The sequence below is a fragment of the Acidovorax sp. genome, assembly GCF_016783915.1.
GTDB lineage: Bacteria > Pseudomonadota > Gammaproteobacteria > Burkholderiales > Burkholderiaceae_C > Acidovorax.
This window is the reverse complement of record NZ_JADHVT010000048.1, coordinates 14,271-27,895: the sequence shown is the minus strand read 5'-3', so window position 1 is coordinate 27,895 and position 13,625 is coordinate 14,271. Positions and strand designations below refer to the sequence as shown.

Annotated in this window: 13 protein-coding genes and 1 pseudogene; 3 read left to right on the top strand and 11 right to left on the bottom strand. The window is 65.0% G+C overall.

Annotated elements, in window-relative coordinates:
• The 4 genes from ISS20_RS11390 to ISS20_RS11375 form a co-directional block, all read right to left on the bottom strand.
• Positions 1–557, bottom strand: a 557-nt coding sequence (locus ISS20_RS11390) for an ABC transporter ATP-binding protein (RefSeq protein ID WP_291436667.1), incomplete at its 3' end; no start/stop codon positions are given.
• Positions 554–1,273, bottom strand: coding sequence for a DUF1028 domain-containing protein (locus ISS20_RS11385; protein WP_291436665.1), 720 nt, complete (start codon positions 1,271–1,273; stop codon positions 554–556). The genes ISS20_RS11390 and ISS20_RS11385, both read right to left, overlap by 4 nt.
• A gap of 49 nt (positions 1,274–1,322) precedes the next feature.
• Entirely contained in the window at positions 1,323–2,162 is an 840-nt protein-coding gene (locus ISS20_RS11380; RefSeq protein ID WP_291436663.1) for a sulfite exporter TauE/SafE family protein, read from the bottom strand.
• Positions 2,163–2,690: 528 nt separating this feature from the next.
• Positions 2,691–3,137 carry an Lrp/AsnC family transcriptional regulator gene (locus tag ISS20_RS11375; RefSeq protein WP_291436661.1) on the bottom strand — a complete coding sequence of 149 codons (447 nt, stop codon included), beginning with the start codon at positions 3,135–3,137 and terminating at the stop codon, positions 2,691–2,693.
• 72 nt (positions 3,138–3,209) lie between these two features.
• Here ISS20_RS11375 and ISS20_RS11370 point away from each other — a divergent pair, with 72 nt between their 5' ends.
• Positions 3,210–3,488, top strand: a complete 279-nt coding sequence (locus ISS20_RS11370) for a carotenoid oxygenase family protein (RefSeq protein WP_291436659.1) — start codon at positions 3,210–3,212, stop codon at positions 3,486–3,488.
• 42 nt (positions 3,489–3,530) lie between these two features.
• On the opposite strand, the gene ISS20_RS11365 is transcribed toward ISS20_RS11370, so the two are convergent.
• From ISS20_RS11365 to ISS20_RS11355, 3 genes are all read right to left on the bottom strand, one after another.
• On the bottom strand, positions 3,531–4,208 hold the full coding sequence (locus tag ISS20_RS11365) for a hypothetical protein (protein ID WP_291436657.1): 678 nt from the start codon (positions 4,206–4,208) through the stop codon (positions 3,531–3,533).
• A gap of 4 nt (positions 4,209–4,212) precedes the next feature.
• Positions 4,213–4,665, bottom strand: coding sequence for a hypothetical protein (locus tag ISS20_RS11360; protein ID WP_291436655.1), 453 nt, complete (start codon positions 4,663–4,665; stop codon positions 4,213–4,215).
• 237 nt (positions 4,666–4,902) lie between these two features.
• Positions 4,903–5,178, bottom strand: coding sequence for a cupin (locus ISS20_RS11355; RefSeq protein WP_291436653.1), 276 nt, complete (start codon positions 5,176–5,178; stop codon positions 4,903–4,905).
• Positions 5,179–5,449: 271 nt separating this feature from the next.
• Here ISS20_RS11355 and ISS20_RS11350 point away from each other — a divergent pair.
• A pseudogene (locus ISS20_RS11350) lies at positions 5,450–6,227 on the top strand (gamma-glutamyltransferase); the annotation flags it as partial.
• Between the two features lie 162 nt (positions 6,228–6,389).
• Here the strand turns inward: ISS20_RS11350 and priA are convergent.
• Positions 6,390–8,513, bottom strand: coding sequence for a primosomal protein N' (gene priA / locus ISS20_RS11345; RefSeq protein ID WP_291436651.1), 2,124 nt, complete (start codon positions 8,511–8,513; stop codon positions 6,390–6,392).
• Between the two features lie 845 nt (positions 8,514–9,358).
• Between priA and ISS20_RS11340 the strand changes: the two genes are divergently transcribed.
• A complete protein-coding gene (locus ISS20_RS11340) occupies positions 9,359–9,820 on the top strand; it encodes an NADH-quinone oxidoreductase subunit B family protein (RefSeq protein ID WP_291436670.1) in 462 nt (153 codons plus the stop codon).
• Positions 9,821–9,832: 12 nt separating this feature from the next.
• Here ISS20_RS11340 and ISS20_RS11335 read toward each other — a convergent pair whose 3' ends face one another.
• The 3 genes from ISS20_RS11335 to ISS20_RS11325 form a co-directional block, all read right to left on the bottom strand.
• A complete protein-coding gene (locus tag ISS20_RS11335; RefSeq protein ID WP_291436649.1) occupies positions 9,833–10,717 on the bottom strand; it encodes a helix-turn-helix transcriptional regulator in 885 nt (294 codons plus the stop codon).
• A gap of 52 nt (positions 10,718–10,769) precedes the next feature.
• Positions 10,770–11,882 carry a uroporphyrinogen decarboxylase gene (gene hemE, locus ISS20_RS11330; RefSeq protein ID WP_099729142.1) on the bottom strand — a complete coding sequence of 371 codons (1,113 nt, stop codon included), beginning with the start codon at positions 11,880–11,882 and terminating at the stop codon, positions 10,770–10,772.
• A 101-nt stretch (positions 11,883–11,983) separates the two neighbouring features.
• Positions 11,984–13,567 (bottom strand): MFS transporter, encoded by a 1,584-nt coding sequence (locus ISS20_RS11325; RefSeq protein ID WP_291436646.1) that lies wholly within the window; start codon positions 13,565–13,567, stop codon positions 11,984–11,986.
• Between the last annotated feature and the right edge of the window lie 58 nt (positions 13,568–13,625).

Genomic DNA, 13,625 nt, shown 5'->3' with positions numbered 1-13,625 from the left:
AGCGCGGTGGTCGGCTCGTCCGCAATCAGCAGGCGCGGCTCGCAGGCCAGACTCATGGCAATCATGACCCGCTGTCGCATGCCGCCGCTGAGCTTGTGCGGGAACTCGTGCATGCGCTGTTCTGGCGCGGGGATACGCACCTTGCGCAGCATCTCGATGGCGCGCTCTCGCGCTTGTGCTTGCGACAGGCCGCGATGGCGCACCAGGCCTTCCATGATCTGGTCGCCCACGGTAAAAGCCGGGTTGAGCGAGGTCATGGGCTCTTGGAAAATCATGGCCATGCCGTTGCCGCGCAGGTCCTGCATTTCGCGCGCGGGCAGGTTGACCAGCTCGCGGCCTTCAAAGCGGATCGAGCCCGCCGCAATGCGGCCGTGGGGTTTGGGCAGCAGGCCCATGATGGACAGAGAGGTGACGCTTTTGCCACAGCCCGACTCGCCCACGATGGCGAGGGTGCGTCCGGCCTCGACGCTGAAGCCCACGTCTTCGAGCACGGCCACCTGGCCGTCGTCGGTGGCGAATTCGGTGCGCAGACCGCTGACCTCAAGCAGCACGCTCATGACTGGCCCTTCTGCCGCTGTGCGAGAAAACGCTCAATGTGTGCTTCGATCAGCGGGCGCTCGATCGTGCCACTGGGCCGGCCACGGCCGGGCAGGCATTCGATGAACGGGAACGCGCGCTCCTGACTTTTGTCGTACAGGCGGCGCAACTCGATAAAAGGCTCGGCGTGGTCGTCGACCCGCAGGTCGAGCGACAAATAATCTTCGTCGCGCTGCACACGCAGTGCGGCCGACTGCTTGCCGCGTTTGTCGCCGCCTGCGGCCTCCCCCGCGTCAAGTGCGGCCAGCAGGCGCTCGGCCATCGGCAGCCCAGCGCTGGCCAGGTAGGCCTCGGCCGTGGCCTCGATCACACGCGGGCCAGCCAGCATGTTGCCGGCCACGCTCAGGTTGTCCAGCACCAGATGGCCACACCAGTCCACACAGGCCGCACCCGTGTGCGCCGCGCCCGGCCCGCTGGCCGGCAGCACATGCACCTGGCGCTGGTCGCGGCCTTCGTCGGCCGCCAGCAGGGTCGTGAGGGTGTCGGCAGCGCTGTAGCCACGCGCCATCGCTTCGATGCCGGCCGGGCCGTACAGCGGGTTCATGAGCGCTTGGGTAGACAGCGCGCCCACCGCCCGACGGCTGTGCACACACAAAGATCCGACCGCAAAAAAGCGGCTGGCGATGGCCACACCGAAGTGGCCGTGTTCGTCGCGGGCCAGGATTGACCAGGTCATGGGGCGGTCTTTCTTGTGGAGGAGCGGGTGGACAGGTATCTCATGGCGTTCAGCTCAGCAGACCGTAAAACATGCGTGCCGAGGTCAGCGCCAGAAACAGCGCAAACAGCTGGCGCAGGCGGCGTGCGTTGATGACGTGGGCCAGCTTGGCGCCCCAGCCGGTGCTGATCATGGTGGCCGGCACAATCAGCGCGACGCCCAGCAGGTTGATGTAGCCCAGCGAGCCGGGCGGGCGCAGCGGCACATCAAGCCCGTTGTAGAGGAAAGCCGCCGCACCGGGCAGGCTGATCACCATGCCCAGCGCTGCGCCGGTGCCCACAGCCACATGCATGGGCACGCGCAAGGCGTTGAGCAGGGGCACACTCAGGGTGCCGCCGCCAATGCCCATCAAGGTGGACAGGCCGCCGATCGACACGCCCAGCGCCGAGGTGCCGGCCGCGCCGGGCAGGCCATCGCCGACCGCGAAGTCATCGCGCTTGAACGCCATGTTGAGCGCCACCAGCACGGCAACAGTGGCAAACACCGCCGTGAGCACCTGGCTGCTGAACTGGCCCGACAGCACAGCGCCAATCAGCACGCCCACGATGACGCCGGGGATAAGGCGGCGCAGGATGACCGGGTTGAGGCTGCCGCGTTTGCGGTGGGCACGCGCCGACATGATGGAGGTGGGCACGATGGTGGCCAGCGAGGTGCCCACCGCTACGTGCATGCGCACCGACTCGTCTACCCCGAGCAGGGTGAACACGTGGTAGAGCACCGGCACGATGACGATACCGCCGCCCACACCGAGCAGACCAGCCAGCACCCCGGCAACCAAGCCGGTCAGCACCAGACTGGTGGCCAGCGCTGCCAGCCACGCCACGCTGTGCCCTTGAGTCAGTGCTTCCATCAGCGCGTGCCTCCACCCACGCGCCGAAGCGAGGTCGGACGAGGGATCAGGAGTGAGGGCAACAAGGCGATCGGGCGTGTAACAAACATAGGGTGACGGGTGGGTCTAACCGCTGAGAGATGCAAGCATAACAATTTGCTTCCATTTGTTCAGTGGTTTTTCATACTGAGCAAGGCTTGTGCCAACTCCGACTTAGATGCTAAGTGATTGATTTATATGGAAAGCACTCGCCGGTCAGTAGAACAACGCGGGCGATTCAAAAGCTCACATGTCAAGCGCATCCCGTTTTATGTGGATACAAACGGTCGTCTAATATTCAATTTGGCACTATTCGTAAGCTGTTTGTGTCCATTTCGTCCAAATGCGGGCCGCAGGTGCGCCGAGTACAGACCGGAGCTTCCTGATCAGGGTATGCACTGATACGGTGCAGCAGGCACCAAGCTGGTTCAAAACAGCAAAAAGTGGCGTTTTCAGCAGAAAGCAGGCATAGCGGCGAGAAGTCTCGGAGTAGGCCGCCTGCCCAGAGGCTCAGAGCCGGGCGCCGCCCCGCCGGTGTTTGACGCGGGTCATTAGGGTTTTGCAATCGACCGACAGGATTTCGGGCCGATTGAAGATGCGCTCGCGCACGAAACGGTCGAAGGTTTCGTAGGTGTTGGTGAGTGTGTGGATGTGCAGGCTTTGCAGATCGCTCATGATGTACAGGCTGACCACCTCGGGGCAGTCGGCCAGCTCCTGGGACAGCGTATCCATGGCGGCCGGCGCCACCCGCAGGTCAATAAAGGTGGAAATCACCTTGCCGAGCTTTTCGGGGTTGATGACGGCGCTGAAGAGCTCGATCACGCCGCTGTCGACCAGGGATTGCACGCGGGTGCGTGCATGGGCGCGCGAGATACCCAGTTGCCGCGCGATGTCGGCAAACGATGCCCTGCCGTCTTTGATGAGGATATTGAGTAGGGCGGCGTCAGTGGCGTTCATGGCATCGATCAATGGCGGGCAGGGACTTATTATCTGACTGCGCGGGGCCAGTGGGTGCCGCTGCAGGCTTGCATGGATGTCCAAGAGCACGGTTTTGACATCGTGCTCACCCTGCAGGGTGAGCAGATATGTTGGCGCTACCGCTACGGTGCGGGCAGTATCACAGAGGAGCCTGTGCATGTGCCTGCCACCCCCACCGCCCTTGAGGGCTCGGGCTGGGTGCTGGGCACCGCCCGCCACTGGCCCAGCGAACGCACCACGCTGTCGATGTTTGACGCCCAGGCCGTGAACGCCGGGCCGCTCGCCAGCGTCACGCTGCCCGATGGCTTGCCGCTGGGGCTGCATGGGTAGCTTGTTCCGGCGTAAGCGCTGCCCGGCCAACCCTGACTGGTATTAGCAAGCCCGCTGCACCGAGTCAATCAGCGTCTGCCGGGCGTGGTGCAAGCCATACATCGCTCCTGCCCAGGCCAATCCTTCCAAACTGAGCTGTAAGAAAAACCCCGGCCTGTGCACGCGTGTGACCATGGTGTACAGCGCCTTGAGTGCTATCAACAGGGGCGCTGCGAGCGAAGCGGCATAGCCCACGGCCTTCCAGCCTTGCAAATAGGTGCCGATGGCGGTCTTTGGATGGCATACGAGGACGGCACCGTGGCGCTGCCATTCGCCGTACGCCTCGACCAGCATCATGACGTTCAGAAAGCTGAAAACTGCTATTGCTACCAGGCAGAACAATGTCAGGTGGATGTCGGTCGGGTTCCAGCTGGCCTCATCTGCCCGCTGCGCTTTTTGTTGTGGGTTTTCATTGCGGCGGATGCTTTCGGTGCGGATCACCTCCTCGGCTGCGTCCACGGCCAGGCCCAGCCAGTGGGTCCAGGTGCGCACAGGGGGTTGCTGGACCAGCGCTGCGGCGTAAACGCATGCGTCGTCCACGCACACCTGCTTCTCGGACGTGATGCGGGGGCCTGGCAGGTACCAGTGCGCGGACTTGCGCGGCAGCCACACGACAAAGACAGTGGTCGTGGCACGCGCCTGCTGGAAGCCTGTACCGCCGTGGTCGAGTTCGATGGCCATCCAGTCATAGCCACGGTGGTGGCTCTTGACGATTCACCCAGGCCGAAGGGCCGTCAGCCCCAGCCGCGCCCACAGCGGCGCAGAAAAACTGTCGAGCAGACCACTGGGCGGCTTCTCTTTGACGGTCATCTACAGGCTCTCCAGGTCGGCGTCGTCCTGCGCCGTGCGCCGGGGCCTGGCGCCCCACGGACAAGGCGAGGGTGGCGCAAAGGAGAAGGTTCCACGGGCCAGGCACGCCAAACACGGCGACGCCCGCCCCGATCACGCCCAACACGATGGCCATGCGCAACACGACAAAGCCTTCGCAAAGTTTGAGCGCGTAGCCCAGGATCAGGTAGCTGATGGCCAGCAGCAGTGGCCACCCGAAGATGCTGTACAGCATCAGCACGGCCAAACCGGTGTCCTTGGCTTCGATGAACCAAGATCCCCAGACCCAGTTGGTCGCCAGGGTGGCCATGGTGACGGCGATGGTGGTCTACATCGGGGGCAGGAGGTTGGGGTAGTAGCGCAGCGGGCTGGGATGGAGAATGTCGGGGTGCACGCAGTGGCAATGCGCTGGAGTGTATGCAGCGGTGCTTTTGGTGGCGCCGGGTGTCAAGGCTTGGCCAGTGTGCGGCTGCCAGCGGTAGCGCCGGGCGATACGCGCGGTGCGCCAGACGGTGGGTGGCAGGTCGCATCGGCGCACCCGCAGCCTTCAGGGCGACGGCTTGCGCCCCACCAGATAACTCACCCCCATCAGCCCGTAGAACTCCGAGTGTGGCTCGTTGGCCTGCAGGTGGAACACATCACCCTGCTGGTACACACGCTCCAACGTGGCGGTGACGATGCGGATATCGCCCGCCAGTACCAGCGCCTTGGCTTCGAATGGGTGGGTGTGGTCGGCCAGCATGCTACCGCCTTCGCGCGTGATGGTGATGGCGGGCTCGAAACCTTCCTGTTCGAGCGCGGCGGAAAATGAATCGGGGGTCATCGGGTCTCCTTGAAGGGGCGTAGCCTGAGTTTAGGCAAGAGAGGCCCGGTGCCTGCGGGTCTTTCTGAAACTCATATTTGGATAGCTGTTAGTGCATGATAGATAAGCGCTAGAGGCACTTTTTTGTTTTTTTGTGTGGCATGGGTGCACGCTGAACCCAGCCAGTGGTCTCGGGGTGATGGTTTGCCACTGCCTCTAAGTGACGGCTGCTGTGCGCAATCGGCATGGAAAAACGGTGGCTTCGGCATATTTTTTGCTCGGACGATAGCGCGTGGCCCTTTCGGTGGCGCCCTCTGGTTGCGGCAGCGGATCGGACTCCGATCTGGCCGTGGACAACAACGCGTAAAGCTGCTCGGTGGTCTCCAGTTCCGGCTCTGGCTCTGCCGTGGTGGTGGGCTCGGGTGTTGTGCGCGACCCGGCAGTGCCCGAGGCCGCATCAGGCTACTGTCTGGGCAACAAGGCCAAGCAGTCGAGCAAGTACATGGTGGTGGCCAACACGCCGCTGGCCACCAAGGTCGGGTGTGATGTGCTCAAGGCCGGTGGCTCCGCCATCGACGCCGCCGTGGCCGTTCAGGCCTTGCTGGACCTGGTATAGCCGCAGTCCAGCACGCTGGCCGGCAGTCCCTTCGTGATGTATTACGACGCGGCGAGCAAAAAGGTCGTGGCCTATGACGGCCACGAGACCGCGCCCTCCGCTGCCAGGAAGCGCGAGCCGGTGTGCATCATCTACCGCGCCAGCTTCTACATCTGCACCATGTCGCCGCCATCGTCGGGCGGCATCGCCATCGCGCAGTCGCTAGGCACTCTGGAGAACTTTGAGCTGTCCAAATAACGGCCCCACCAACCCCACCAACGAAGGCGGCGTGCCGAGCGTGATGGGGGTGCAACGGGTGTCCGAAGCCGAGCGCCTAGCCTATGCCGACCGCGACAAGTACGTGGCCGACACCGACTTCATTCCGCGGCCTGGCCAGGGCGTGTCCACCATGCGGGACAAAGCGTATCTCAAGCAGCGCGCGGCACTGATCCAGCCGAATGGCAAGTCGCTGGGTCGAGCGGTGTGTCCACCATCATGCGTGTCAACCGCAACGGCCAGTCCAAGCTGGATATAACTGGCGTACCTGTCGGACCTGACTTGACTTGACTGGGGGCTGCGTGCACAACGCAGCCCCTTTTGTTTTTTGGGTGGCTACAAGGGCGGTTAGCCGCGCAGGTTAGATCGCCAGCGGGTCCACGTCCACCAGCCACCGTATCAGCCCCTTGTGCTCGGGCTGGCTGCGCGTGGTTTGCAGCACCGGCTGCCACGCGGCCAGAAAGCGCTGCAGGGCGGCGCGGCTGCTGCTTTCCATCAGCATCTGGGCGCGCTCCACATTGGCCACGCGCTGAATGGTCAGCGGCACGGGCGGGAACAGCGTCACCACGTCCAGCCCCGGCAGCCCTGCCGCATGCGCTGCGGCCGTTACCGCTGTGAGGAACCTCTGTGCCACGTCCTGCGTTCGGGCGTCAGCCCGCACCAGGGCCTGGTAGGCAAACGGGGGCATGGCGGCTTCTTCGCGCTCCTTCAGTTGCTGGGCCGCAAAGGCAGGGTAGTCGTGCGTGCGCAGCGCCTCGTACACGGCATGTTTGGGGTGAAAGCTCTGCACCCACATTTCGCACTGCGTGCCCTGTGCGGCCATGTAGGCCGCATCGCGCCCGGCGCGGCCGGCCGCCTGCATGAGCAGCGCAAACAGCCGCTCAGCCGCGCGAAAGTCGCTGCTGAACAGTGCGCCATCGGGCTGCACGGCGGCTACCAGGGTGATGCGCCGAAAGTCATGTCCCTTGGCGATCATCTGCGTGCCCACCAGCACATCCACCTCGCCCGAATGCACTTGCGCCAGCTGGGCCTCCAGCGCACCCTTGGCCTTGGTGGTGTCGGCGTCGATGCGGGCAATGCGCGCAGGTGTGCGGTCGGGCCGCAGCACTTCGGACAGCAGGGCGCCCAGTTGCTCCTCCAACTGCTCGGTGCCCTTGCCCATGGGGTGGATGTCGGGGCTGCCGCAGGTCGGGCAATGAAATGGCACGCGCACCGTGTAGCCGCAGTGGTGGCAGCGCAGGGTGCGGTCGGTCTTGTGGAACACCTGGTGCGCGCTGCAGTGCGGGCAGTCGCTCTTCCAGCCGCAGTCCACGCAGTGCAGCACGGGGGCGTAGCCCCGGCGGTTGAGCAGAACCATGCTCTGCTCGCCGCGCGCCACGCGTTCGGTGATGGCCTGCAGCAGCGGCGCGCTGAACACCGTGCGGCGGGGCTGCTGGTTCATGTCCACCCGGCGCACACGCGCCAGGGCACCAGCACCGATGCGGCTGGGCATGTGCAGGCGCAAGTAGCGGCCGCCTTCGGGGTCGTCGGCCGCGGGGGGGCGGCTGGCGTACCAGCTCTCCAGCGACGGTGTGGCTGAGCCCAGGATCACCTTGGCGCCCTGCTCGCGCCCGCGCCAGATGGCCAGGTCGCGTGCGGAGTAGCGCGCGCCCTCCTGCTGCTTGTAGCTGGGGTCGTGTTCTTCATCGACCACGATGAGTTTGAGCCCTGGCAGGCTGGCAAACACCGCCATGCGCGTGCCCAGCACGATGCGCGCGCTGCCGCTGTGGGCGGCCAGCCAGCTCTTGAGACGCTGCGGGTTGGTCATGCCGCTGTGCAGCGACACCACGGCGCCGGGGCCGAAACGAGGGGCGAAGCGGCCCACAAAGCGCTCTTCGAGCTGCGGTGTGAGGTTGATCTCGGGCACCATCACCAGGGCTTGCGCGGTGGGGTCGGCCTCCAGCATCTCCTGCGCGCAGCGCAGGTACACCTCGGTCTTGCCGCTGCCCGTGCTGCCAAACAGCAAGAAGGGGCCTTTTGCAGCGGCAATTTGGACCCTGGCGCTCTCTTGTTCTGCGGTGAGTGCTATGTTTTCAATAGTGTCGGAGGTGTCCGCTGCTCCCTTGACCGGGCGCCGCAGCCGGCGTGCCAACTGCTCGGGACGCAAGTCGCGCAGCTGGGGAGGCAGGGCGGCCAGGGCCACTTCGCCCAATGCGCGCTGGTAGTAGCGTGCCGCAAATGCCACCAGGCGCCGCCAGGGTAAGTCCAGAGGCGCCACGCCGTCCAGCACGCCCGCAACAGGGCGCAGCGTGGCGCCATCGGGCAACTCGCCGGGGGCCTCGTCCGCATCCCACACCACGCCCAGCACCTCGCGCGTACCCAGCGGCACGCGCACCAGCGTACCCGGTGGGAGCGGATGCTCACTGGCGTAGCTCAGCAGGTCGCCGACCCCACTGTGCGATGGCGTCTGCAGTGCAACGTGGACGATGGAGGAATAGATAGACACAAGCTATGAAGCGAGAGAGTGGCTTAGTGCAGGTTGTGGATGTGATCTGGAGCTTTGGTGGCTAAGTGCTTGATTTGTCGTGGGTGTGTGAGTAATCCCGGATTTCTGTGGATAACTTTGTTGACATCCTGTCCGGACAGCCGCCCAAGCCGCATGAACACTGGCTGCGAACAGATTGCCCGGAAATGCGGCATGCCAAAAAAATCGTTATGAATCAATCATCTGAAGAAATTTACCCTGGATTTTTGTGCTAGGCCGATTCACCGGTTTCATGTTGCGCTGCATCACGGTTTGTGTGCATAAGTCGGACACGTGAACGCCGTCAAGAGGACAGATAGCCCCCTTTTTGTGTTAGCGGTGTGGTGTCATGTTCACGCATTTCTTCGATATGGCCCGCAAGTGCTTGATTTCACAGGGTATTTGTAAGAAATCCAAAATTTCTGTGGATAACTTTGTTGATATCCCTTGGGTTTGCCCCGCAAGCCCTTGAAAATCCGTGCTTTGGTTGGATTGCCTGTCAAAAAAGCAGGGGATTTAAATTCATATAAATCAACGACTTAGCAGTGATGCAAAGTTTTTTTACAAGTTGACACCTGCAGCGACGCGGGGCCGGTGGATGCTCCAATTTTGTGCATAAGTGCGCCTTTGAAAGCGACCTCGCCCGCGCATGAAAGTCCAAGGATTGTCGCAGGGCCTGCCCGGGCGTTGTGCGGTGGTGCTGGTGTCGTCGCAGGTCCCCGGTGATGGCGGCCGATGTCGCTTTGCTTCAAGACGGCGTGGGTCCGCGTGGCGACGATGCGGCCATGGTTAAACACTCTTCTCCTTCCCTTGCAGAGGCTCCGACCATGGAGCGCGATGGTTTTGTGCTGGCCCGGCTGGACGATGTGGTGCAGGCTGCACGCGCCGACAGCCTGTGGTTCATGACCTTCGGGTTGGCGTGCTGCGCCGTGGAAATGATGCACGCCGCCATGGCGCGCTACGACCTGGACCAGTTCGGCATCATTCCGCGCTCCAGCCCACGCCATAGCGACCTGATGATCGTGGCCGGCACGCTGACGAACAAGATGGCGCCCGCCATCCGCAAGGTCTATGACCAGATGCCCGAGCCGCGCTACGTGATCTCGATGGGCTCATGTGCCAACGGCGGCGGGTACTACCACTACAGCTATTCGGTGGTGCGGGGTTGCGACCGCATCGTGCCGGTGGATGTGTATGTGCCCGGCTGCCCGCCCACGGCCGAGGCGCTGCTCTACGGCATCCTGCAGCTGCAGGCCAAGATCAAGCGGCCCCGAGTGATCCCACGGTAAACGGCAGCGGGTCTAACTGCGCCGCAGCAGCCAGTCCGCATCGTCGCCCGGTCGCTGGGTGTGGGCCTTCAGCGCTACAGGGGGCCTTTCGAACAGTGCACGCGCTTCGCGGCTGAAATGCGCCTGGTCGGCGTAGCCGTGGCGCAGCGCGGCATCGAGGGCGCCGGCGTTGCCATCGCGCATGGCCAGCAGGGCATGTTCGGCCCGCAGCATGCGCTCGATCTCGCCAGGCCGCAGACCCGCCAGCTGCCGGGTGCGGCGCTGCAGGTGCCGGGGCGTCCAGCCGAGTGTGGTGGCCAGGGCCTGCCGTGCGTCGCGCTGCCAGTTCTGTTGCAACACCTGCAGCCAGGCGGCGTTCCGGTCTGCCACGGCGCCCCAGCGTGGTGTGAGGAAGGCTACACACAGCGCCTTGCGCGCACCATGGTCGGGCGCTGCGTGGACGGCTGCCAGGAATGGGCGCCAATCTTCAGGCAGCCAGGCGCATGCGTCTGTGACCTGGTCGGCGAGCGGCGCAAGGTCATGACCGGTGAGCAGCCCCAGCGCTCCGGGCTGAAATGCCAGGCAGAACGAGTCCCCGTCACGGGAGGACACCGAGTGATAGGCGTGGCGGTGGGCGCCAGACAGCGTGATGGCGGGCATGGCCATCGCAGTGGCTTGGCCCGCACATTCAATGAGTTGCGCCGTGCCCCGGGTAAGCCAGATGATGCCCGGGTAGGGGCTGGGCGGCACGCGGGTGTCCGTCGGGGTGTGGGGCGGCTGGCGGCCCAGGTCGCGCCAGAAAAAGGCGCGCACGCCGTCTGCGAGCGCGCCGGGTGGGGATTGCAGGGCCGAGGCGGGCAGTGCCTGCAGGCCGGTGGGGGACTCCGCTGGCGGCGGTACAGGGTGTTCCGTTGCCATCACCTGGTCCCTGCGCGGCGTGCCGGGCGGTCTGGATGCCTCGCCCGGGGTGTCAGCCCTGGCGCTGCGCGCGCGAGTGGCTGTGCACAGCCTCCACCAATGCCGCCACATGCTCGGGCGGGGTGAACTGGCTGATGCCGTGGCCCAGATTGAAGATGTGCGTGGGGCCTGTGGTGTTGCGGTCGGTGTGGGGCTTGCCAAAGCTGTCGAGCACGGCATGCACCTGGGTGACGATCTGCGCAGGCGGCGCAAACAGCACGTTGGGGTCGATGTTGCCCTGCAGCGCCTTGCCGGGGCCGCCCACCTGGCCGCCGACGATGGCGCGCGCCTTGCCCAGGTTGGCCGTCCAGTCCAGGCCCAGCACCTCGCAGTCGATGTCTTTCATGTCCTCCAGCCAGATCCCACCGCCCTTGGTGAAGACAATGCGCGGCACATCCGTGCCATCCACGCCGGTGCGCTTGAGCTGTGCCAGCACGCGCTTGGTGTAAGCCAGGCTGAACTCCTGGAAGGCACCGTCGGCCAGCACGCCGCCCCAGCTGTCAAAAATCATCACGGCCTGTGCGCCCGCGTCGATCTGGGCGTTGAGGTATGCGGCCACGCTGTCGGCATTGATGGCCAGGATGCGGTGCATCAGGTCGGGACGCGCGTACATCAGGCTCTTGACCAGGCGGTAGTCGTCCGATCCCTTGCCCTCGACCATGTAGCAGGCCAGTGTCCAGGGGCTGCCCGAGAAGCCGATCAAAGGAACACGCCCATTGAGCGCCTTGCGGATGCTGGTCACGGCGTCGAACACGTAGCGCAGCTTGTCCATGTCAGGCACGGCTAGTTCGGCCACGGCCGCCTCGTCGCGCACCACTTTGGCAAAGCGCGGGCCTTCGCCCTCGGCAAACGACAGGCCTAAGCCCATGGCGTCGGGCACGGTCAGGATGTCACTGAACAGGATGGCGGCGTCGAGTGGGAAACGCTCCAGCGGCTGCAAGGTCACTTCGGTGGCGTAGTCCACATTGGTGGCCAGGCCCATGAAGCTGCCCGCCTGGGCGCGCGTGGCTTTGTACTCCGGCAGATAGCGCCCCGCCTGGCGCATGAGCCACAGGGGCGTGTAGTCGGTGGCCTGGCGGCGGCAGGCTCGCAGGAAGGTATCGTTGGCAAGGGGGGCGAAGGTCATGGCGCAATTGTCGCAGGCCGACCGCCGGCCTCGGCACCCGATCCGGCTGCGGAAATTGACGCGCATCAAGCCGAAACCACGACGGGTCGGCTCAAGGGCATCTATCGCTCTGCAATGTAGTGCGACATCCGCACGACTTCGCCCGGCGCCAAAAACGCACGCACTTCGGTCTCCAGCGCCTGGTCTGCCATCGTGGCGCGGGCGCGCTGGTGCAGGTAGTCGGCCCAGGACTCGACGATGAAACGCTCTACATAACGGGAGGGTTCGCCCAGGTCCTTGTAGACGCGCCAGAAGGTGGCGCCGTCGCGGCGGCGCGGGGCTTTCATGCGGCTGATGGTGTCGAGGAAGGCTGCGTCGGTGCCGGGTGCGATGCGGTAGCCCACCTCCACGGCCACAGGGCCCGCTTCTGGCAGGGGCTCAGCCTCGATGAAGAGTTCATCCCAGGGCGTGGCCTGCGTCACCTCGTGCAGCGCGCCCATGCGCAAGGGCATGGGGCGTGCCAACAGCAGGCCTGCACCCATCAGTGCGGCCGCCACACACAGCGTGGGCATGAGGCCGATGAGGTCTGAGGACGCTCCCCAGAACGCAGAGCCCATCGCGAACGCGCCCAGCGCGGCCACCATGTGCATGGCCACGGCGCGTGAGCGCACCCACTGTGGTGCGCTGGCCTGTGTGGCAGTGTTGAAGGTGGACATGGCCGACATCCAGGCCGCGCCCGCGAACAGCATGGAGATGTAGACCACCCAGGCGATGTGGGTCAGCGCCGCCACCAGCATGGCCGCAGCAAACACCACACCACCGGCGCCGACGATGGCCTCCAGCCCAAAACGTGCTCGCAGCCGCCCCAGCACCAGGCCCACAGCCACGGCGCCGGTGCCCAGACAACCCATCAGCAGGCCAAAGCCCTGCGCGCCCGTGCCCAGCTGGCGCTGCGCAATCACCGGCAGCAGCGCCCACAGGGCCGAGCCCGCTGCGCTGAACGCCATCACCCGCACCAGTTGCGCCAGGATCATGCGCGAATGCCATGCAAAACGCAGGCCACTGAGCGTGCCGCCCCACAGGCGCTCGGCGGGCAGCTTGGAGGGCGGGTGCGCCTTGGGCGGCCAGCGGCGGATCGACTCCCACATCACCAGCGTGGTGGTCACCGTGACGGCAAACACCCAGCCCGCGCCCAGCTGCGCAAACACCAGCCCCGCCATCGTGGGCCCCACGGCGCGCGCTGCGTTGTAGGCAATGCTCACGGCGGTGATGGCCTGGGGCCATTCGTCACGCGGCACAGGGTCGATGACTGAGGAGTTCCAGGCGGGTGTGAGCACAGCCGTGCAGCAGCCGCAGATGAACACCAGAAACAGCACCGACGCCGGGCCACTCCAGCCCCCCAGCGTCAGCAGCGTGAGCAAGGCGCACGCCCCGGTCTGCGCCAGCAGCGCGCCCGATATCAACCGGCGCCGGTCGGTGGTGTCCGCCAGCACGCCAGCGGGGAGGGCCAGCAAAAACATGGGCATGAACACCGCCGTCTGCACCAGAGCTGCCAGGAAAGACGAACCTGTGAGTTCCACCATGAGCCACGCCGCCGCCATGCTCTGCATGCCGCTGCCCACAAAAAAGATCCCACCGCAGATCCACAGGCCCCGGAACGCGGGTTGGCGCAGGGGGCTCCACAAAGAGGTCGAGTGCTGGGACATGAAGGATGGGCGTTGGGCGTGCGTGGGTCGTTATGGGACGGGGGTAGAGCGGGTGCGT